The following is a 20849-nucleotide window of genomic DNA, read 5'->3' as shown; positions in this document are numbered from 1 at the left end:
GTACGTTCTCAACGGTAGACCGTCAGCGCCAGGGCGCCGAACAGACAGGTAAACAGACTCAGGCGCAGCAGCGCCGGGTGCCAGAAGAAGCGGTACAGATCGAACCCGGACAAGAACCGGTCGAGCGCCCAGGCCAGTGCCGCGGCGATGAAAAACATCAGCGTCATGGTCGGCATATACACGCCGTGGAAGGCGATTTCACGCGGCATGTTCAACTCCTTTGACCGTAGCTTTTATGTAGCCGGCAAGCGGTGATTGCGGGTCGAGCAACGAGGTGCGGATGAAGTGCAGATAGCTCTTCACCCGACGCAACGCGGACGTGTCGAAGTGCGGGGCGAACGGTTCATCGGTGGCTTGCACGCGACTGATCGCATGATCGACCGCGATCAATCCGCGCTCGAGATTGCTCTGGCTCGGTTGCAAAAACAGCCGCACCAGCGAGCGTCCCATTACGCGAATTGCCTGACGCCACGGCTGGGATTCGGCATAGGCCGGATGCACCGGCAGAATCGCCTGTTCCTTGCGCAATTCGATGATCGCGTGGCCGACTTCCAGCACCACGAACATCCAGCGCAGCAAGTTCCGCTGCACCTGTGGCGAACCCACAGCCAAGCCATACGCCTGGTGCAGCAGATCCCGAGTGCGACTTTCAAAACTGGAGCCCAAGCCCTTGAGTTTGCCGCTGATCGCGTACACCACTTGCTCGCGCAAATCCTGCTCCAGCCGACGCCACAACCAGCGGCTGTTCGGCGGCAGGATGATCGCGCCGGCGGCGGCGCACACCAGCATGCCGAGGACCATCGCGATGTAGTCGTTGATAAAGGTGTAGGGGTTGTAGACCGTGAGGTTGTCCGGCACCGAACCAGTGCTGAAGAAGATCAGCAACCCGAGGCCGACCCCGGCGTATTGCGGGCGTGACGTCAGGAACGAACCGAGCACGATCACCGGCGCAAGCATCACGCACAGCAACGGAAAACCATCGATCCACGGGAAGATGAAAAACATCTCGACGAAGCCGATCAGCGCCCCGAGCAACGTGCCGCACGCCATCTGGAACGCCATGCGTTTCGGGTTCGGCGTCGCTGCGGAAAGGCCCACGGTGGCGGCGGCAATCAACGTCATCGTCGCTCCGCTTGGCCACGCGGTGGCGACCCAATAACTGCCGAGCACCACCAGAATAAACGCCGCGCGAATCCCCGACGCCGCCGAGGCCATCCAGTTGGTTTGCGGGGTGAACGGCTCGTCCCATTGCTCCCGCGCGTGACTGTGATCGGCCAGGGACGCGTGGGTCTGTGCATAACTGTGCAGGTCGTCGACGAAGCGATATAGCAGCTCGTAAGCGGTGTGGAAATCCAGCTGCTCGGCGTCGCTCGGCTCGCTCTCCTGGAAAGTCGCGCGCAGGCTGCGCACCCGCGCCGGCAAACCTTCCTTGTACGCGGTCAACGCCGTGACCAGGCGTGCGGCATCGGCATTGGTCAGCGCCCGACCGCTGAAGCCGTCGAGCAATTCGGCGAGGTCCTGCAAACCGGGTTTGATCGCCGCCACTACGTGGTCCGCCTCACTGCTGCGCAAGCGTTCGAGCAACTGGTGCAAGGCGTTGAAGCGGGTGGTGATGCTCATGAATTCGCTGTTCAAGCGACTGAGCCGACCGTTGCGCCGACGCATGTGTGGGTCTTCGAATACCGTCACGCTACGCAAGCCTTCCAGGCCCACCGCTTCGGCGATGAAGCGCACGTTGCTCGCCTCGAAGGCCTCGCGTTTGCTGCGACCGCGCAAGCCGTCGGTGACGAACAACGCGAACACGCCGAAGCGCTGATACAACGCGTTGCGCATCGCGGCGCTGGTGGTTTGCGGCAGAATCGCGGCGCTGATCAGGGTTGAGCAAATAATCCCCAGCGAGATTTCCAGCACCCGCCAGACCGCCGCCATAAATGCGCCGTCCGGGTGTGCCAATGCGGGCAAACCAACCATCGCTGCGGTGTAGCCGGCGAGCACAAAACCGTAGGCGCGGAAGTTGCGATAACGCGCCGCGCCGGCCGTGCACAGGCCAACCCAGATCGCCAATGAGCCGAGGAACAGTTCGGTGTTCTGCGCAAACAACGCGATCAGCAACACCATCACCGCTGACCCGGCGAGGGTGCCGAGGAAGCGATAAAAACTCTTGGCCAGCACGTGACCGCTTTGCGGCTGCATGACGATGAACACGGTGATCATCGCTGTGCGCGGTTGCGGCAATTCCAGGCGCATGGCCAGCCACAGGGTCAGGAACGCGGCGAGCAGCACTTTGAAAATGTAGACCCAGGTCACGCCATCGCTGCGTGCCCAGTCGTAAAAGCCCCGGCGCCATTCGAGGGAATACAGCCAGCGCAGCGGTGCGGGCAAAGTCCTGCTCATTGAGAAGAAACCTGAGTCGAGCAAAATCCTGTGGAACCGCGCGTACCTGTGGCGAGGGGGCTTGCCCCCGCTCGGCGGCGAAGCCGTCGTAAAACGAGTGAATTCGATGTCTCTGAAACAGCGCGATGGCAGGTTTTAGGGCTGCTGCGCAGCCCAACGGGGGCAAGCCCCCTCACCACAGGTTTTGTGTTCAATTCAAGATGCTCTGAACTGCACTAGAGATAGTCGCCGGGGTTTTCGGGGCGGCGGTCTGGCTGTCTTTCGGCACATCGCTGCCAGCACCAAGCCCACCGCCCAACGCCGTCACCAATTCCGCATGCGCACTCAACCGCGCGGCCTGCACTTGCTGCTGAACCTGCTGCTGTTTGAACAGCAACGTCTGGGCATTGAGCACGTTGAGGTAATCCGTGAGCCCGCGCTGGTAGGCGATCATCGCGATGTCGTAGGTCTTCTGTGCCGTGGCCACCGATTCGGCGGCGAACGCTTGCTGCTTGTCCATCGACTCGCGGCGGATCAATTGGTCGGAGATGTTCTTCAGCGCATTGACCAGCGTCTGGTTGTACTTAGCCACCGCGATGTCATACCCGGCGGACGCTTCACCCAGTTCCGAACGCAAACGACCGCCGTCGAAAATCGGCAACGAGATAGCGGGGCCAACGCTGTAGTTGAGTTTCTTGCCCGTCAAAAACTCCAGCGCACCGCCGCCCGTGGCCATGTAGCCGAGGCTGCCGACCAGATCGACGTTGGGGTAGAAGCCGGCGTGGGCCACATCAATGCCTCGGGCCTGGGCCGCGACTTGCCAGCGACTGGCGACTACGTCCGGGCGTTGGCCGAGCAACTGCGCGGGCAGCGACGACGGCAATTTCAGTGCGGCGCCCAGTGACAAGGTTGGCCGCTGCAACTGCGCGCCCTCACCCGGGCCTTTACCGGCGAGCGCCGCGAGTTGATTGCGGCTCAGGGCGATTTCTTCGTCCAGTGCGTCGATCTGCCGGTGGGTTTCCGGCAGCGGTGTTTCGGCCTGGCTGACTTCGAAATGCGTACCGATCCCGCCGTTCAAACGTTTTTGCGCGAGGTCGAGGATCTGCTGTTGCTGTTTCAACGTCGCGGCGACGATGTCCCGTTGCGCGTAATGCAGCGAGAGTTCGATGTAGGCGCGCACAATGTTGTTCTGCAATTCGAGCTGCGCCAGCCGTGCTTCAGCGGCGGTCATGTGCGCCATGTCCACGGCGCGCTCGGTGGCGTTGCTTTCACGACCCCACAGATCGAGGGCGTAGCTGAAGCCCAGTGAGGCGTTGTTATCCCAAGTCGTGGTATTGGACAGTTCGCCGGGGCCGTAGAACTGATCCGTCGGCCAGTTGTGGCGCTTGAGGGTCGATTCGCCATTGATCTGCAACGACTCGGCAGATTCGGCGATACCAGCCATGGACTTGGCCTGGCGCACCCGGGCGGCAGCCATGGCCATGGTCGGGCTGCCTTGCACGGCGAGGTCGATCCAGCGATTCAGTTGCGGATCGCCATAGGCCTGCCACCATTGCGCGGTGGGCCAGTGTGCGTCCTGTGCAGCGTTCTGGATGGCTTCGTCGGTGGCCAGCGAATCAGCCTCCAGCGCCTTGCCCTGCGGGGCAATACCTCCGGTACCGATGCAGCCGCTGATTGCCAGGGTTAAAGCCAAAACACTGAGCGTCTTGAGCGCTCTGTTGATGCGACGCGGCACTGCTGCAAATTCCTGAAAAGTGGAGGGAGGCACGAGATTTTGTGGGCGCCGCAATCCTTGTGGGAGCGAGCTTGCTCGCGATTGCGGTCTGTCATTCAACATTGATGTCGACTGGCACTCAGTCATCGCGAGCAAGCTCGCTCCCACAAGGTTTGTTTCGTAGGTCAGTTCCTGCGGTGGCGCAATTCTAGGGGTGGGCCTGGTTGGCGATAAGCTGGGATTCCTGTGAATCTTTGTTACCGTTACTGCGATAATCCCTTGGTCGGGGTCTCAGACCCTGAAACTTCGTGTCACAATTTGCCATCGAACCCGAGAGCACCCCATGGACACCTTGCAAAACATGCGCGCCTTCAGTTACGTGGCCGAGGCCGGCAGTTTCACCGCCGCCGCCGTGCAACTCGACACCACCACGGCCAACGTCTCGCGCGCGGTTTCCAACCTGGAAGCCCACCTGCAAACCCGCCTGCTCAACCGCACGACCCGCCGCATCGCCCTGACCGAGGCCGGCAAGCGCTACCTGTTGCGCTGCGAGCAGATCCTGGCCTACGTCGAAGAAGCCGAAGCCGAGGCCAGCGACGCCCACGCCCGCCCCGCCGGGCAACTGAAAGTGCACACCATGACCGGCATCGGCCAGCACTTCGTTATCGACGCGATCGCCCGCTACCGCAAGACCCACCCGGACGTGACCTTCGACCTGACCATGGCCAACCGCGTCCCGGACCTGCTGGACGAGGGCTACGACGTGTCCATCGTGCTCGCCAGCGAACTGGCGGACTCGGGTTTCGTCTCCCAGCGGTTGGGCATCACTTACAGCATCGTTTGCGCCTCGCCGGCTTATGTGAAAGCCAACGGCTGTGCGCAAAAACCCAGCGACCTGCTCAACCACGCCTGCCTGCGCCTGGTCAGTCCGGTGATCCCGCTGGAAAAATGGACGTTCGACGGCCCGGAAGGCCAGGAGATGGTCACCATTAACAGCTCCCCGTTTCTGGTGAACTCCGCCGACGCGATGAAAACCGCGATCACCAGCGGCATGGGCGTGGGCGTGTTGCCGGTGTACGCGGCGATTGAAGGGCTGCGCAACGGCACGCTGGTGCGGATGATGCCGAACTACCGCTCGCAGGAGCTGAATCTGTACGCGATCTACCCGTCGCGGCAGTACCTGGATGCGAAGATCAAGACGTGGGTCGAGTACCTGCGCGGGTCGTTGCCGGAGATATTGGCGGCGCATCAGGCGGAACTGACGGCGTATGAATTGAGCGGAAGCCTGGCCGGCGCGCGACTGGCGAATTGAGCTACGGACGGTCCTACAAACTGCGGATTTTCGAGGACGTTTCCGACGTGTTTTGACGGTTGTTGTGTGGGAAGGGAAGTGGATAGGCTTTGGGGGTCACTGACGCATCAGTGACCGGGTCTGGAAAACCCGAATCGATACCTCACCTCAGCACATGGCATACTGCGGCGCTTTTTTCCGCTAGCAATGTTATGGCGGCTGTGCGCGGGAGACCTTCGGGTCTACCGGGTTTTTGGTGAGGTTTGACCGGTTTTTCCAGTCCGCGCACGGCTGCCACCCTTCGTCTGGAAAACGAAAGTGGCAGCTCCATAACCTCACGATGGAGTAGCACCTTTATGTTCAAGCCAACACCGAATCCTCCGCACACTCCCAGCCACCTATTCCAGGTCGTCCCCAACGCCACCACCGAAGCCCTGATGGTCTACGCCAGCGAATCCCTCGCCTCCGCCAGCGTCATGGCCAGTGACTTCGCCGGATTTGTCGACGGCACCCACCGCAACACCCTGCTCGGCATCCAGCAAGTCATCATGCTGGCCGAACTCTCGGTGAACCGGGTGCTGGACACCATCGACCCGCAAGACTGACCAACACCATCGAACCTCCCCGGTGGGAGCGAGCCTGCTCGCGAAGGCGATTTCACATCCAGCATTAACGGTGACTGACTCACCGCTTTCGCGAGCAGGCTCGCTCCCACAAGGGGATTGTGTCCACCCGAGATCTCGCGCAAGACCCAAGAAGAATGTTAGCGTGCTTGGCATTCACCACCGCCCGCCGAGTCGCTTCCCATGAAAAAAACCGTCCTCGCCTTCAGCCGTGTCACCCCCGAAATGGTCGAGCGCCTGAAACAAGATTTCGACGTGATCGTGCCGAACCCGAAAAACGGCGACATCAACGCCCAGTTCAACGAAGCCCTGCCCCACGCCCATGGCTTGATTGGCGTCGGGCGCAAACTCGGCCGTGAGCAACTGGAGAACGCCGCCAAGCTGGAAGTGGTTTCCAGCGTTTCGGTGGGCTACGACAACTATGACGTCGCCTACTTCAATGAACGCGGGATCATGCTGACCAACACGCCTGATGTGCTCACCGAAAGCACCGCCGATCTGGCTTTCGCCCTGTTGATGAGCAGCGCCCGCCGGGTCGCCGAACTGGATGCCTGGACCAAGGCTGGCCAGTGGCAGGCAACTGTCGGCGCACCGTTGTTTGGCTGCGATGTGCACGGCAAGACACTGGGCATCGTCGGCATGGGAAACATCGGCGCGGCCATTGCCCGTCGTGGTCGGCTGGGTTTCAACATGCCGGTGATCTACAGCGGTAACAGCCGCAAGACAGAAATTGAACAAGAGCTCGGCGCGCAGTTCCGCAGCCTCGATCAACTGTTAGCCGAAGCTGATTTCGTTTGCCTGGTGGTGCCGCTCAGCGAGAAGACCAAGCACCTGATCAGCCATCGCGAACTGGCGTTGATGAAGCCGAGTGCGATCCTGGTAAATATCGCGCGCGGTCCGGTGGTGGACGAGCCAGCGCTGATCGAGGCGCTGCAGAACAACCGGATTCGTGGCGCCGGCCTGGATGTCTACGAGAAAGAACCGCTGGCCGAGTCGCCGCTGTTCCAACTGAAAAACGCCGTAACCTTGCCGCACATCGGCTCCGCTACCGATGAAACCCGCGAAGCGATGGCCAATCGCGCCTTGGCCAACTTGCGCAGCGCCTTGCTCGGTGAGCGCCCGCAGGATCTGGTGAACCCGCAAGTCTGGAAAGGCTGATTAAAAAAAACGGGCAGGTGTATGAAACACCTGCCCGTTTTTTATTAACGCTGACAACTTCAAGTTAGATACACACCTTGAAAACCAGTGCACCACCAAAAACTGGGTACCCACTATAAACTCCGCGCCATTCTCGACTATCACGAGTTCTGGCTACGGAGAGCATTTACATTGAACAACCTGAGCACTGACCAACTCATCAGATACAGCAAAGTCTTGCTGATGGCGTCCTTCAGTTTTTTTGGACTGTTAGTAATGATCAGCAACTTTACCGACTACCCTTCAAACTATGAATATGTTGGTCATATTCTGAGCATGGACACCACCCGAGAGAACAATTACATAAGTTATCGTGCAATTACATCGCCGATACTCCACCACCGAATTTACTGGATCATCATTACGCTGGAAGTGATCTACACCTTGTATTGCCTGATGGGAACTTATCAACTGCTCAAACATAGAAATGCTTCAGCCGAAACATTCCACGAGGCTAAAAAACTTTCTATCGTCGGCTTGTTGGTTGCTCTGTTTATTTATTACGTTTGCGTGCAAGTGATCGGTGTCGAGTGGTTTGACATGGATGAATCGCCAACGTGGAATGCCAAGGACTGGGCGCGGCATGTTGTCGATTTCATTGTGCCTTTGTTGATTTTCCTGGCCCTGAAGACCGAGCGCTGACGGCGCCAGCGCTCAAGCTTAAAATTGGCTCAGGCCAGTTTACCGCTGCCCTGCACCAGCGCAGCCTTGGGCTTGCGGAACACCAATACGTTACCCAGCATCACCAGCACCAGGCCCACCAGCGCCGGCGCGGTCCATTGGTAACCTTCGGCGAAGGCCGAGACGTTCAGTGCCACCACCGGGAACAGCACCGTGCAGTACGCCGCGCGCTCCGGGCCCATGCGCCCGACCAGCGTCAGGTAGGCGGTGAAGCCGATTACCGAACCGGGGATGACCAGATACATGAGGGAGCCGATGTAACGGGCGTTCCATTCGATGTCGAACGGGATGCCTTTGACCAGGCACCACACCGACAGCATCGCCGCGCCATAGGCCATGCCCCAGGCGTTGGTGGTCAGGGGTTTGAGCCCGGCCTTCTGTTGCAAGCTCGACAGCATGTTGCCAGCGGAGAAACACAGGGTCCCGAGCAAGGCTAAACCCAAACCGAGCAAGGTTTCAGGGCTGGCCGCATGGCCGGCGAGTTCCGGCCAGAACAACAAGCCAAGCCCCGACAGGCCAAGCGCGCCGCCCATCAACACATTGCGCGCAATTTTCTGACCGAAGAACACTCGCGCATTCAGGGCGTTCCACAGCGTCGCGGTGGAAAACACCACGGCGACCAGACCGCTGGGGATCCATTGGCTGGCGGTCAGGAAGCACATGAAGTTCACGCAGAACAGGCACAAGCCCTGGGCCAGGCAGATCAGATGCCCGCGACGGTTCATCACTTGCAGGCGACGGCTGAGCAGCAGCATCACGAACAGCACCAGCGCGGCGAGGCCGAAGCGATAGACAATCGACACCGGAATGGCCACTACGCCCAGTTGCCATTTCAAGGCAATCCAGGTGGTGCCCCAGATCAGCACGGTTAGTAAATACAACGACAGGTTCATGGCAACAACTCCTGGATGGGGCAATGCGGCGCTCTTTGTGGCAAGAAGGCTTTTGTGGCGAGGGGGCTTGCCCCCGTTGGGCTGCGAAGCGACCCCCAAAGATTTCGGCATCCGTTGCGAATCTTGTGAGCGCTTCGCACTCAAGCGGGGGCAAGCCCCCTCGCCACAAAAGCTCCCTCGCCACAGGGCACTGCCTGATTAGGAATCCAGTGTCCTGCGCCGGCGCCGGGTGCACTTGCATAAACTTGCGCTTTTGTCGGCCGACGGGCTGGCAGGTCAAGGTCTAGGGAGTAGGATGCAAGGCGTTGGAGAGAAAACGATCATGCCCGCACTGGAAACCCTGCAAGTTTTTCAAGCCCTCAACCGCTCGCCCAATGCTCGTCTTGAGCACAGCGCCGAGCTCGGTGACGGCATGGCTGCAGCTTTGTGGAGCAACCATCACGACGCCCAGGACTACGAAGCGCCGACTCACCACACCTTGTCCTGCTACATCGCCGGCGGCACCGGGACCTTTCGCCGTGACCAACCCGGCAACAAGGGCGGCCCGGACAAACTGTGCATCCTGCCCGCCGAGCATCAGTCCGGCTGGGTGATCAATGGCGATATTCGCCTGGCTCATCTGTATTTCAGCCCCGAACAATTCGCCCTCGGCTGCGTCACGCTACTGGACCGCGAACCGCGCGAACTGCAATTGCGTGAGGGCACTTTCCTCGAAGACCCACAACAGGCCCGGCGCTTTCGGCAGATGCTCACCCTCAATTGGGAAGAGCCCGGCGAGCGCGTGCTGACCAGCAGCCTGGCCCACGAAATGCTCAGCCACGCGTTGCTCAATCAGGTCGGCATGCGCCAGGGCTTGCGGCTCAAGGGCGGACTGGCTGCGCATCAGCGGCGGCAGTTGGTGGAGTTCATCGACAGTCAGTTGGCCGAACCCATCAGCCTGGGGCAGTTGGCGGGGTTGTGTGCGTTATCCGAATATCACTTTGCGCGGATGTTTCGCGAGAGCTTTGGCTTGCCGCCGCATCAATATGTGCTGGCGCGGCGTATGAGTCGGGCGCGGGAGTTGTTGCGCTCGACTTCCCAGCCGTTAGGGGAGATTGCGCTGGCGTGCGGGTTTGCCAGTGCGAGTCATTTCACCAATCGGTTTCGGCAGGTGTTGGGTGGGACGCCTGGGGAGTATCGGTTGGCGTTTTTGCGGTAGGCCTGGAGATTATCGGTGGCTGTGAGGGCCTCTTCGCGGGCAAGCCTCGCTCCTACAGAGGTACGCATTCCCCTGTAGGAGCGAGGCTTGCCCGCGAAGAACGATGACGCGGTTTACGGTCAGAACTCCAGGGTGCTGGACAGCGATATCTGCCGCGAATCCCCCATCGATACAAAGAACCGGCTCGCTGCCGAGGTGTAGTAAGTGCGATCAAACAGGTTCTTCACATTGAGCTGAAACTTGACCTTCTGCCCTTCGACTTTGGTGTCGTAAGTAGCGAATGCGTCAGCCACGGTGTAGCCCGGCAGATCGAAATCATTCGGTGCATCCCCCGCCCGCTCGCCGACATAACGCGCACCCGCACCGACCCGCAGTTGATCACCGCCGACAATAGTGCCGAAGTCGTAGACCGCTGACAGCGAGCCGGTGTTCTTGGCGACGTTTTGCAGTTTCTTGCCTTTGTAGTCCGGGTCTTCGGTGACTTCGGCATCGGTGTAGGCGTAGCTGCCGATCATGCTCCAGCGGTCAGTGAGTTGGCCGGTCAGGTCGATTTCCAGGCCACGGGAACGCACTTCGCCGGCGGCGCTGTAGATCGTGGTCGGGCCTTCGGAATTGGCGATCAGCACGTTGCGTTTCTTGATATCGAACAACGCGATGTCACCGGTAATGCGCCCCGGCATGTCGAGCCGGGCGCCGATTTCCCAGGACTTGGCTTCTTCCGGCGCGATGCTGCCGTCGAGCACGATGGTGCTGCCGCTCAGAGGTGCGATGGTCGAGTTGGGTTTGAACGATTCGGTGTAGCTGCCGTAGAACGACAGTTCATCGGTGTAGCGATACACCAGACCGGCGCGCGGCACGAATTTCTGGCCGTTGTTGTCGGTGTTGGCCTTGAACGGCACGCCTTTGCCGGCGTACTGGTCGTACTCCTGGAAGCGCCCGCCCGCGACCAGAATCCACTGGTCGGTGAGGTGAATCGAGTCCTGGGCGAAGATCGAATCGCTGCGCAGTTCATCGGTCTGGGCGCTGTCGGGTGCGCTGACGGTGGTGCCGGCGACTTCGCGGCCATACACCGGATTGACGTAGCTGAAGGTGGTCCGGCTTTTCTGGCGGATCAGGTCTTCGCGGTAGATCTTGCGGTACTCGTCATCGACGCCGAACACCAGGTCGTGTTGCATGCCCAATACATTCACTTTGCCTTCGAGGCTGGCAGTGGTGAAACGGTCGGTGCTGATCGCATTCTGAGTGCCGTCCATGCTGCGGGTCAGGGTGCCTTTCTTGGTATCGATGGCGGTGACACGCACTTGGCTGGCGTCGTAGGTTTCGCGGTTCCAGCTGTAGCCGAAGTGGGCTTTCCAGTTGTCGTTGAGCTCGTGATCGGCCTCGAAGTGATACAGGTCCGAGCGCCCTTCCATGTTGTTGAACGGCTCGTCGAGGCGCTCGTTACGCGAGATGTCCAGCGGATGGTTGGTGCGCGGATCGATGACCGTTCCACGGTCAAACGGGGTGAGGAATTCCCGGTGTTCGTAGGAGAACAGCAGCTTGGTGCTTTCGCCGAACCAGGCCAGGGACGGCGCCACCAATGTTTCACGGTGGGTGCCGAAGTTGCGCCAGTAGTCTTCGTCTTCGTGGTCCAGGACCATGCGATAGGCCAGCCCGGAATCGCCCAGTGCACCGGTGCTGTCGAGGCTGCCGCCGCTGCCGTTCTTGCCGTCGCCATAGGTCGAGCCGCGCAGCGTCAGGGCGTTGTATTGGGTCAGTTCGGGTTTCTTACTGACCATGTTGACCACGCCGCCCGGGTCCTGGATGCCGTAGAGCAACGAGGCCGGGCCCTTGAGCACTTCGACCCGGTCGACGGTGGCGTTCATGCCACGGCCCTGCACGATCGGCATGCCGTCGCGCATGATCGAGCCGTTGCGGTTGTCGCCGAAGCCGCGGGTCATCACCGAATCCTGAGTGCTCGCCAGGGTGTTGCCTTGGGTGATGCCGCTGACGTTGGCCAAGGCATCATCCAGATTGCGCGGCGCCTGGTCGCGAATGACCTGGGCCGGAATCACGTTGATGGTCTGCGGGGTTTCCTGAAGCAGCGCCGAACTGCGCATCACTGAACTGGTGGGCGGCGGCTGATAGCTCATGGTTTGATCCATCACCGAAGTGATGGTGGTCGCGCCCAGGTTGAGGGTGCCTTCGGTGGGCACAGGTTCAAGCGCCAGGGTATGAGCGTCGGTGCGGCGGAAGGTGAAGCCCGAACCGCTGAGCAAACGCTGGATCGCCTGTTCGGCACTCATCTGCCCGCTGACCGCCGGGGCGTTGATGCCGTAGGGCGCTTCGTCGGTGTAGACCACGCTGATGCCGGTGATCCGGCTGAAGTCGCTCAGGGCCTGGGGCAGCGGCTTGGCGGCCAGGGCAAAGTTGAATTGTGCGCGCTGTTGCGTACTGGCGGTTTCAGCGGCGATCGCCACGCTCAACGGCAGCAATGCCAAAGCCGAAAAACTCAGCGCCGAGGCACCGAACCACTGTTTGACCGAACCCGATTTTGCCCTGGACTTCATTGCTCATGACCTGTGTAGAACTGCTACGGGATGCGAATGACTCGCAGTTTCAGTCACTACACGGATGGGGCTCGGGTTTACCTCACTAAAATTTTGAAATTATTTTTATTTTGGGTTGGGTGGTGTTTGGTCTGGCGCCTTCGCGGGCAAGCCTCGCTCCTACAGGGATGTGTATTTACCCCGAAATTGCGATTCACAATGATCCCTTGTAGGAGCGAGGCTTGCCCGCGAAGAGGCCCGCCGCCTCACCGCAAAATAATGATTTGGCCCAACAGTTGATGCTGCTCAAACCCCATCACCCCCTGCAACGAACTCAACACCGCCTGCGGATCCTTGCTCGGAAAACTCCCGCTGACCCGCCGCGCCGCCAGTTCATCGTTAAGCAGCACAATCCGCCCCGGGTAATAACGGCGCAAATCCTCCACCACTTCCGCCAGGCTCGCCTTGTAGTAATTCAGCCAACCCTGGCGCCACGCGAGTTGCGCTTCGCTGTCCACGGCATGCAGTTTTTCCGCCGCACCTTCGCCGTAGGCAACCTGCTGCCCAGCGGTAAGGATTTGCTGCTCGGCATTGCGATCCGCCGTCACGCCAACCCGTCCAGACAACACCGTGACCTGCGCGCCATGCGGTTGCAGGCGTACTTCGAACTGCGTGCCCAGCACCCGCGCCTGGCCCTTTTCGGCCTCCACCACAAACGGCTCGCCGGTGTGGGTCACGCTGAAAAAACCGGCGCCGCGACGCAGTTGCACATGCCGTTCGCCACGGCTGAAATCCACGGCAATCGCGCTGTCGGCATCGAGGGTGACTTGGGTTTTATCCGCCAGAGTCACCGTGCGAACTTCCCCCGGCGCCGAGACATAGTCCGCGCCCAGATCATCCGCCCAACGCAGAGGCTGCCACCCCGCGCCGAGGCCGACCATCAGCAGCAGACACGCAGCCATCGCCAACGCGCCGGACCAGCGCCGCACGTTGGGGCGCCGCGAGCAGTTCATCGCATTGAGATAACCCTGCAGGGCCAACGCTTCCTCGTCGGCCAGTTTTCGCGCCGGCACTTCGCTCAATTCCCACACCACTTGCGCCTGGGCGTAGGCCTCGGCATGCGCGGGATCGGCCTGCAGCCAGTGGCTGAACGTGAGTTGATCGCCACTGCTGGGCTGATCGTGCAACAGGCTCAGCCACGCGAAAGCAGCCTGTTCCTGGGCGGGCGTCGGGGTGACGCGTTCGGCGTGGTTCACGGTGCTTTCCTTGGCGTGCGCGGTTCGGGTTCCCGCAGGCTGGCCTTGCAGGCGTCGAGGGCGCGCATCATATGTTTTTCCACGGCACTTTGGGACAAACCCATGGCCTTCGCGATCTCGGCGTACTTGCGGCCGTGAATGCGATTGAGCAAGAAGATCTGTCGCGTACGCTCGGGCAAAGCACGCAACGCGGCTTCGACATGGCGCAAATCGTTGCCTGCCTCCAGCGCGGCTTGCGGCTCGCTGCCCTGGCTGTCCGGCGCGTCGGGCATCCAGCCTTCGTTGACCCGCACCCGCGTACCTTCGCTGCGCAAGTGGTCGATGGCGATGTTGCCGGCACAACGCAGCAAGTAGGTGCTGAGTTCTTCGACCTGCACCAACGGCCGGCGCCAGAAGCGCAGGAACAAATCCTGCACCAGATCCGCCGCCGTCGCCCGGCAACCCACGCGTCGACTCACCAGCGCTTCCATCTGCGAACGCTGGGACAGAAACACCTGGAGGAAATGCGCGCGGGCGCCACGATGTTCGTCATCGTGGGATTCCGGAGGGCTGGCGAGCATCAGGTCAGCACTGCACAAACGGGGCTGGCGACCAGGCCCAACGCCGCCAACCACAAGGCCAGGCGCGGGCGATACGGCAGCAGCAACACCAGCAGCAATGCGCTGAGCATCAGGACGGCGAACCACTCGACCAAGCCCAAACCCCAACCGGTCGCGGACACCGCCGACCACAATGACAAGCCCAGTAACAGCCAGCCGCCGAGTCGCAGGTTGGATCGGCGTCGGGTCGAGGGTTTGCGCCCGAGCAGGTCAGCGTGATGCCGATCCATCGACAGGCAGAGCGCGGTGAATCCGCCGTAACAGAGCAACAAGGCCAGCAGCATTCAGGTCGCCTCGCGCTCAAGGGTGACAGGTCGGGCGCGCGCTCGGATGACCGGTTCAGTACGTCCCGAACGCTGCATTTTCCACGCGGCCCACGCCAGGAACAGGCCGCTGCCCAGGCACGTCAGGTCGAAACCGGCCATGGCCCAGTCGCCTTGGCGCAGCGAAACACCCAGATGATGCTGCGAGGTCAACGCATTGAGCAACGGCACCGCGCAGAACAACACAGCCGCCAGCGTCAACTGTTCAACCCACGCCGCGCGGCCACGGCGAAGCACGGCATGCAGCAGGCTCAGGCCCCAGACGATGAAGAAGACGTTTTCTTCCCAATGTGCCCGTTCCGCCATCCCAACCGGCAACAATCGATTGGCCCAGAAGAACGCCGCCACGGCAATCACCAGCCCCGACATGCTGGCGATGTTCAGCACTTCCACCAGCCGTAATTCGAACGGCATGACGCCGCTTTTCGCATGTTTGAGCTGACGCTTGCCGAGCCAGATCACCAGCCCGGTGCCGATCATCGCCGTGCCGGCCAAGCCGCAAATAAAGTACAACCAACGCAGCACCGGACCGGCGAAATGGCCCATGTGCAAACCATAGAAACCGCCGGCAATCGCCATCGGAATCGGCTGCTCCGCAGATTTGCTCAGTAGCTGGCCAGTCACGCCATTGAACGTCAGCGCGCGGCCAAAGTTGTAGACCACGCCATCGGCGCCATCGCGCTCCAGCACCACCGAGGCATTCGCATCGCCGGGATTATTCACCACCAAACTGCCGACTCGCCCGCCCGACCATTGCTCCCGGGTCTGGTCCAGCAACGAGGCCAACGGCGCCAACGTTCCCGGTTGGCCTGCTGCTGGCGGTGTGTTGCCCGCCGGGAACACTTCTTCGAAAAACGTCCCGGTCTGACCGTTGTACGAAGCGAGGATGCTGGCCGGCATCACCATCGACATGAAAATCACCAGGCTGCTATAGGTGATCATCAGGTGAAACGGCAACACCAGCACGCCCACCGCGTTATGCCCGTCGAGCCAGGAGCGCTGGCCCTTGCGCGGGCGGAAGGTGAAGAAGTCCTTGAAGATTTTCTTGTGGGTGATGATCCCGGTGATCAGCGCGACGAACATCAGCATGGCGGCGAGGGTCGACAACCAGCGGCCCCACGGGTAGGGCATTTGCAGCTCGAAGTGGAAACGGTAGAAGAACTCGCCGCCCAGGGTCGCCCGGCCCTGCACTTCGGCGCCGGTCAGTGGATCGAGAGTCTTTTTGCTGAACTGACCGCGCTTGCCCGGTTCGGCCGGGGCTTGTTGCCAGCGCACCTTCAGGCCGGGCTCGCGAGCGGTCGGCAGGTCGATAACCCAGCGCGACGCGTTGGCGGCGTGCTGCTGCAGATAGGTTTGCGCCACGCTCAGGCTGGCTTCGGAAGACACTGAGCGCGCGGGAATCTCCGGCTGCATCCAGTGAGTGGTCTCGGCCTTGAAATACGCGAGGGTACCGGTCAAAAAAATCGCGAACAGCAACCAGCCGAAGATCAAACCGACCCAGGTATGCAACCAGGCCATCGCCTGACGAAAGCCCTCTTTCATGGCTGGCCCGCCCAGTACGCCAACCCGGAAATCGCGCCCAGCACCAGGCTCGGCACGAGCATGCCAACCCACGCCCGCCACGCACTGCGGCAGGCAAAGCACCAGAGCACGGCCACCAGATAGGCGAGAAACGAGGTCATCATCCCGGTGATCACCGCTTCGGCGCGGGCCATGGGCAGCAACAGGCTGAGGCTGACACTGGCCATCGCGGCAACGACATAGCCGCCCAACAAGGCAGCCAACACCCGCGAGGTAACCGCCAGTCTGTAGGAAACGGGGAGCGTGCTGATCTTGCCTTTCATGTTTCGACCTTGAAACCGGGTGAGGCCCCGTGCACATCGCAGGACCAACAAGCGCGCAATATTAATGATAAATATTCTCATACGCAAAAGAGATCCGATTGCCGGATGCGCGATCGCGCCATTACAATGCGAACAATTCTTGTTCTCTAACGTATCCGTATGTGTCGGAGTGCTCCTGTTGCAGCCCGCCAATCCCGTCGAAGTGCTTTATCACGACCATCACAACTGGCTCACCGGTTGGTTGCGGCGCAAGCTCGGCTGCCCGGACAGCGCCGCCGACCTTGCCCAGGACACGTTCATGCGGGTGCTCACGGCCCGGGAAACGCCACAGATCATTGAGCCGCGCGCCTTCCTGACCACCATCGCCAAACGCGTGCTGTTCAACCACTACCGTCGTCAGGACCTGGAACGCGCTTACCTCGATGCCCTCGCGCAGATGCCGGAGTGCGTCGCGCCGTCGGAGGAAGAACGGGCGATCATCCTGCAAACCCTGATGGAGCTGGACCAGTTGCTCGACGGCTTGCCACGTCTGGTCAAGCGCGCCTTTTTGCTGGCGCAGGTCGATGGCCTGACTTATCCACAGATCGCCGCCGAGTTGGGGATCTCCATCGCCACGGTCAAACGGCACCTGAATAAAGCGGCGATGCGCTGCTACTTCGCCCTATGAACGCCCCGCCAGATTTTTCAAACCGTGTCGCCGAACAGGCGGTGCACTGGCTGCTGGAAATGCAGCAAGGGCCGTTGAACCCGCGCCAGCAACACGCCTGGCAGCAATGGCACGATGCACACAGCGAACATCAACGGGCATGGGAGCATATCCAGCGGGTCAATCAGCGCTTGCGCGGGTTGTCCTCGCCGCTGGCCCACGCGGCATTGAACGCACCGAAGTCCGGCAGTCGTCGTCAGGCGTTGAAGTTGCTGCTGATTCTGGGCGCCGGGTCTGCGGTGACTTGGGGCATGCGCGAACACAATCCTCTGACGCCGTTGCTGGCGGACTATCGCAGCCCGGTGGGTCAACGGCGCAAAGTGGCGTTGGGCGATGGCAGCCAGTTGCAGCTCAATACCGCGACGTCGGTGGATGTGCAGGCCGACGGGCTGATTCGTTTGCTCGAAGGCGAGGTGCTGCTGACTGCCGCTCGGAGTTTTGAAGTGCGCACGGCTCAGGGTTTGTTGAAAACCCAAGGCGCGCGGATGAACGTGCGGCAATTTGCGGATCGAACCCAGGTTGCGGTGTTTGAAGGGCGGGTCGAATTGACGCTCGACGGCGGTGCTCCTTTGTTGCTGCAAAGTGCCCGGCAATTGAGTTTCGGGCCTCGCGGCGTCAGCGCTCCCCTGCCCCTCGACGCCAACAGCGGCGCCTGGGCTGACGGCATGTTGGTGGCAGCGCATATGCGTCTTGGGGATTTTCTGGATGAGCTGGGTCGTTATCGTCGCGGGCAGCTTAATTGCGACGCGAAGGTGGCGGATTTGCTGATCTCCGGGACGTATCCGCTGGATGACAGCGAGCGGATTCTGCAGATGCTGGAAATCAGTTTGCCGGTGAAGGTGCGGCGGTTTACGCGGTATTGGGTGACCGTTGAAGCCCGTGCCTGAATCCAGGCCACACCATAAAACCTGTGGCGAGGGAGCTTGCTCCCGCTCGGCTGCGCAGCAGCCGTAAAACCTATGCACACGCACGATCAGAATAACTGCGGTGTCAGGTTTTGGGGCTGCTTCACAGCCCAGCGGGAGCAAGCTCCCTCGCCACAGAAATCGGTCAATCAAAAAATTTCGTACTACGTGAGCCGTTTTTCAGATCTGGCGTGACAGAGAAGGAAAGCCCCCTTGATTCCACCTTCTCAGGATCGTCGTCCATGCAACCCACTCGCCTCACCCCGCTGGCCCGCACCTTGCGCCAACTCTTGCTGGGCGCCAGCCTGAGCTTCGCCGCGGTCTCTTTGACTCAAGCCGCCGACGCCAAGCCGTACCACATCGCTCCCACCTCCCTGGAAAACGCCCTCAACCAGTTCGGCCGTGAAGCCGGGGTGCTGATTTCGTTTGGTTCGCAAGTCACCAGTGGCGTGAAAAGCCGTGGCCTGGAAGGCAACTACACAACGGAACAAGGTTTGAATGCATTGCTCGAAGGCACCGGCCTGCAAGCCCGATCCGAGGGCAACAACGCATTCAGCCTGCAACCGGCAGGTGACACCGCGCTAGAGCTGGGCACCTCGACGGTGGTCGGCGACTGGTTGGGTGATGCGGCGCAGATCAACGTGTTCGAACACCCCGGCGCTCGGGATGTAATCCGTCGCGAAGAGTTCGAACGCCAAGGCGCGACCCAGGCCAAGGACGTGCTCAACCGCATCCCCGGCGTCAACGCTCCGGACAACAACGGCACCGGCAGCCATGACATGGCGCTGAACTTCGGCATCCGTGGCCTCAACCCGCGCCTGGCCTCGCGCTCCACGGTGTTGATGGACGGCATTCCGGTGCCGTTCGCGCCTTACGGTCAGCCACAGTTGTCGTTCGCACCGATCAGCATGGGCAACATGGACGCGGTGGACGTGGTGCGCGGCGGCGGTGCGGTGCGTTACGGACCGCAGAACGTCGGCGGCGTGGTCAACTTCGTGACCCGCGCGATTCCCGATGCGCCAACGGTCAAGGGCGGTTTCCAGACTGAAACCAGCCCGTCCTCCAGCCACGACGGCTTCAAGACCACCGGCAATCTGCTGGCCGGCGGCACCGCCGATAACGGCCTGGGCGGCGCGCTGCTGTATTCCGGCACTCGCGGTGGCGACTGGCGCGAGCACAGCGACACCGAAATCGACGACCTGATCCTCAAGGGTAAATACCAGCTCGACGAGGCCAACAGTTTCAACGCCATGGCCCAGTATTACGAGGGCAAGGCCGACATGCCCGGCGGCTTGAACGTCGCCGATTACGATGCCGATCCGTACCAGTCGACGCGCCCGAAAGACCAGTTCTGGGGTCGCCGCACGATGTTCAATTTCGGCTATCGCTATCAGGAAGATCGCCGCGAATTCACCGCCAACACCTTCTTCACCAAAACCCTGCGCAGCGGTTATCTGGATCAGGGCACGTTTCTTTCGTTGTCGCCTCGCGAGTATTGGGTGCGTGGTCTGGAAACCCGTTTCGCCCAGGGCTTTGACCTCGGCCCGACCAGCCATGAAGTCGGCGTCGGCTATCGCTACATCAACGAGGCCGGCCACGAACTGCGCTACCGCACGCCGATTGCCAGCAATGAATTGCCGACTACTAACAGCCGCAATGACCGCGACACCCGTGGCGGTACTGAAGCCAATGCGTTTTTCGTCGACGACCGAATCGACATCGGCAAGTGGACCCTCACGCCGGGGATCCGCTACGAGATGATCGAATCGCAACAGACCAACAACCTGACTAACGTAAAGTACAAGGGCGACTACAACACCGCGCTGCCGGCGTTGAACGTGCTCTATCACCTGACCGACAGCTGGAACCTCTACGCCAACACCGAAGGTTCGTTCGGCAGCGTGCAGTACAGCCAGATGCCCAACCGGGTGACCAGCGGCGAAGTGAAACCGGAGAAGGCGCGGACCTGGGAATTGGGCACTCGCTACGATAACGGTGCGCTGAGGGCGGAAATCGGCGCGTTCCTGATCAACTTCGACAACCAGTACGAAAGTAACCAGACCAATGATTCGGTGATCGCCCGGGGCGAGACGCGGCATCAAGGTATTGAGTCGAGCATCAACTATGCCCTTGATGACTTGAGCCCTGCATTGACCGGTTTTGATATCTACGCCACTTACGCCTATGTAGACGCGACCATCCGCGAAGACGGGCCGAACAAGGGCAATCGTGTGCCCTTCTCCTCGAAACACAAGGGCACGCTTGGCGTCGGTTACACCGAAGGCGCATGGAAGCTGAACCTGGACAGCAGCTATCAGAGCGACCAGTTCGCCGACAACGCCAACACCTCGAAGGAAAGCGCCGACGGCAGCACCGGACGGATTCCGGGCTACATGCTGTTCAGCAGCCGCGCGGCGTATGACTTCGGGCCGAAGTTGTCGGATTTGAATGTGGCGGTGGGTGTGAAGAACATCTTCAACCACCAGTACTTCACCCGCTCGTTTGATGACAACAACAAGGGCAAGTACGTGGGGGAACCGCGGACGGTTTATGTGCAGACGTCGGTGGCGTTCTGATCGAACAGTCGCTTCACCCATAACGAACGCAAACCCTGTAGGAGCTGTCGAGTGAAACGAGGCTGCGATCTTTTGACTTTGATTTTTTTAAAACAAGATCAAAAGATCGCAGCCTCGTTTCACTCGACAGCTCCTACAGGGG

General features: G+C 60.8%; 18 protein-coding genes. 8 read left to right on the top strand and 10 right to left on the bottom strand.

Translation table 11 applies throughout. The annotated features are described in order from the left end of the window. Positions 1–8: 8 nt before the first annotated feature. The 3 genes from ACIOYV_RS21250 to ACIOYV_RS21240 form a co-directional block, all read right to left on the bottom strand. Positions 9–209: a DUF1656 domain-containing protein gene (locus tag ACIOYV_RS21250; protein WP_007896379.1), complete on the bottom strand. Its 201-nt coding sequence runs from the start codon at positions 207–209 to the stop codon at positions 9–11. Further along, complete coding sequence (locus tag ACIOYV_RS21245; RefSeq protein WP_401326752.1) at positions 199–2394, bottom strand: FUSC family protein; 2196 nt, start codon at positions 2392–2394, stop codon at positions 199–201. The genes ACIOYV_RS21250 and ACIOYV_RS21245 overlap by 11 nt, the downstream gene beginning before the upstream one ends. Before the next feature lie 190 nt (positions 2395–2584). Continuing rightward, complete coding sequence (locus ACIOYV_RS21240; RefSeq protein ID WP_401326749.1) at positions 2585–4108, bottom strand: efflux transporter outer membrane subunit; 1524 nt, start codon at positions 4106–4108, stop codon at positions 2585–2587. A gap of 322 nt (positions 4109–4430) precedes the next feature. Between ACIOYV_RS21240 and ACIOYV_RS21235 the strand changes: the two genes are divergently transcribed. From ACIOYV_RS21235 to ACIOYV_RS21220, 4 genes are all read left to right on the top strand, one after another. Next, positions 4431–5399: a LysR family transcriptional regulator gene (locus ACIOYV_RS21235; protein WP_123405442.1), complete on the top strand. Its 969-nt coding sequence runs from the start codon at positions 4431–4433 to the stop codon at positions 5397–5399. Between the two features lie 335 nt (positions 5400–5734). Next, complete coding sequence (locus ACIOYV_RS21230) at positions 5735–5983, top strand: DUF6124 family protein (protein WP_401326745.1); 249 nt, start codon at positions 5735–5737, stop codon at positions 5981–5983. Positions 5984–6184: 201 nt separating this feature from the next. Further along, positions 6185–7159 carry a D-glycerate dehydrogenase gene (locus tag ACIOYV_RS21225; protein ID WP_290024580.1) on the top strand — a complete coding sequence of 325 codons (975 nt, stop codon included), beginning with the start codon at positions 6185–6187 and terminating at the stop codon, positions 7157–7159. A gap of 171 nt (positions 7160–7330) precedes the next feature. Continuing rightward, positions 7331–7840 carry a DUF2165 family protein gene (locus tag ACIOYV_RS21220; RefSeq protein ID WP_401326742.1) on the top strand — a complete coding sequence of 170 codons (510 nt, stop codon included), beginning with the start codon at positions 7331–7333 and terminating at the stop codon, positions 7838–7840. A gap of 29 nt (positions 7841–7869) precedes the next feature. Here the strand turns inward: ACIOYV_RS21220 and ACIOYV_RS21215 are convergent, their stop codons facing one another. Continuing rightward, on the bottom strand, positions 7870–8772 hold the full coding sequence (locus ACIOYV_RS21215; protein ID WP_401326740.1) for a DMT family transporter: 903 nt from the start codon (positions 8770–8772) through the stop codon (positions 7870–7872). 322 nt (positions 8773–9094) lie between these two features. On the opposite strand from ACIOYV_RS21215, the gene ACIOYV_RS21210 reads away from it, so the two are divergent. After that, complete coding sequence (locus tag ACIOYV_RS21210; protein ID WP_401326738.1) at positions 9095–9970, top strand: helix-turn-helix transcriptional regulator; 876 nt, start codon at positions 9095–9097, stop codon at positions 9968–9970. 119 nt (positions 9971–10089) lie between these two features. Here the strand turns inward: ACIOYV_RS21210 and ACIOYV_RS21205 are convergent, their stop codons facing one another. From ACIOYV_RS21205 to ACIOYV_RS21180, 6 genes are all read right to left on the bottom strand, one after another. Beyond that, complete coding sequence (locus ACIOYV_RS21205; RefSeq protein ID WP_401326735.1) at positions 10090–12519, bottom strand: TonB-dependent siderophore receptor; 2430 nt, start codon at positions 12517–12519, stop codon at positions 10090–10092. Positions 12520–12764: 245 nt separating this feature from the next. Further along, positions 12765–13754 carry a FecR family protein gene (locus ACIOYV_RS21200; protein ID WP_401326732.1) on the bottom strand — a complete coding sequence of 330 codons (990 nt, stop codon included), beginning with the start codon at positions 13752–13754 and terminating at the stop codon, positions 12765–12767. Then, positions 13751–14314, bottom strand: coding sequence for an RNA polymerase sigma factor (locus ACIOYV_RS21195; protein WP_152981027.1), 564 nt, complete (start codon positions 14312–14314; stop codon positions 13751–13753). Before ACIOYV_RS21195 ends, ACIOYV_RS21200 begins: the two co-directional genes overlap by 4 nt. Beyond that, the gene (locus tag ACIOYV_RS21190) at positions 14314–14637 is read right to left on the bottom strand and encodes a DUF3325 domain-containing protein (protein WP_401326728.1); all 324 of its coding nucleotides are present in this window, start codon (positions 14635–14637) and stop codon (positions 14314–14316) included. The genes ACIOYV_RS21195 and ACIOYV_RS21190 overlap by 1 nt, the downstream gene beginning before the upstream one ends. After that, positions 14638–16218 carry a PepSY-associated TM helix domain-containing protein gene (locus tag ACIOYV_RS21185; protein ID WP_401326726.1) on the bottom strand — a complete coding sequence of 527 codons (1581 nt, stop codon included), beginning with the start codon at positions 16216–16218 and terminating at the stop codon, positions 14638–14640. It lies immediately after the preceding gene. Then, positions 16215–16520, bottom strand: coding sequence for a DUF3649 domain-containing protein (locus ACIOYV_RS21180; protein WP_401326723.1), 306 nt, complete (start codon positions 16518–16520; stop codon positions 16215–16217). Before ACIOYV_RS21180 ends, ACIOYV_RS21185 begins: the two co-directional genes overlap by 4 nt. 178 nt (positions 16521–16698) lie before the next feature. On the opposite strand from ACIOYV_RS21180, the gene ACIOYV_RS21175 reads away from it, so the two are divergent. The 3 genes from ACIOYV_RS21175 to fecA all read left to right on the top strand — a co-directional run bounded on the left by ACIOYV_RS21175 (position 16699) and on the right by fecA (position 20707). Further along, the gene (locus tag ACIOYV_RS21175; RefSeq protein ID WP_169371541.1) at positions 16699–17187 is read left to right on the top strand and encodes a sigma-70 family RNA polymerase sigma factor; all 489 of its coding nucleotides are present in this window, start codon (positions 16699–16701) and stop codon (positions 17185–17187) included. After that, complete coding sequence (locus ACIOYV_RS21170) at positions 17184–18113, top strand: FecR domain-containing protein (protein WP_401326720.1); 930 nt, start codon at positions 17184–17186, stop codon at positions 18111–18113. The genes ACIOYV_RS21175 and ACIOYV_RS21170 overlap by 4 nt, the downstream gene beginning before the upstream one ends. 260 nt (positions 18114–18373) lie before the next feature. Further along, the gene (gene fecA, locus ACIOYV_RS21165) at positions 18374–20707 is read left to right on the top strand and encodes a TonB-dependent Fe(3+) dicitrate receptor FecA (protein WP_401326717.1); all 2334 of its coding nucleotides are present in this window, start codon (positions 18374–18376) and stop codon (positions 20705–20707) included. Positions 20708–20849 lie beyond the last annotated feature (142 nt).

The sequence above is a fragment of the Pseudomonas sp. NPDC087342 genome, assembly GCF_044744265.1.
GTDB lineage: Bacteria > Pseudomonadota > Gammaproteobacteria > Pseudomonadales > Pseudomonadaceae > Aquipseudomonas > Aquipseudomonas nunensis.
Note: the sequence above shows the minus strand (reverse complement) of the source record. Positions and strands in the feature narration are given on the sequence as shown.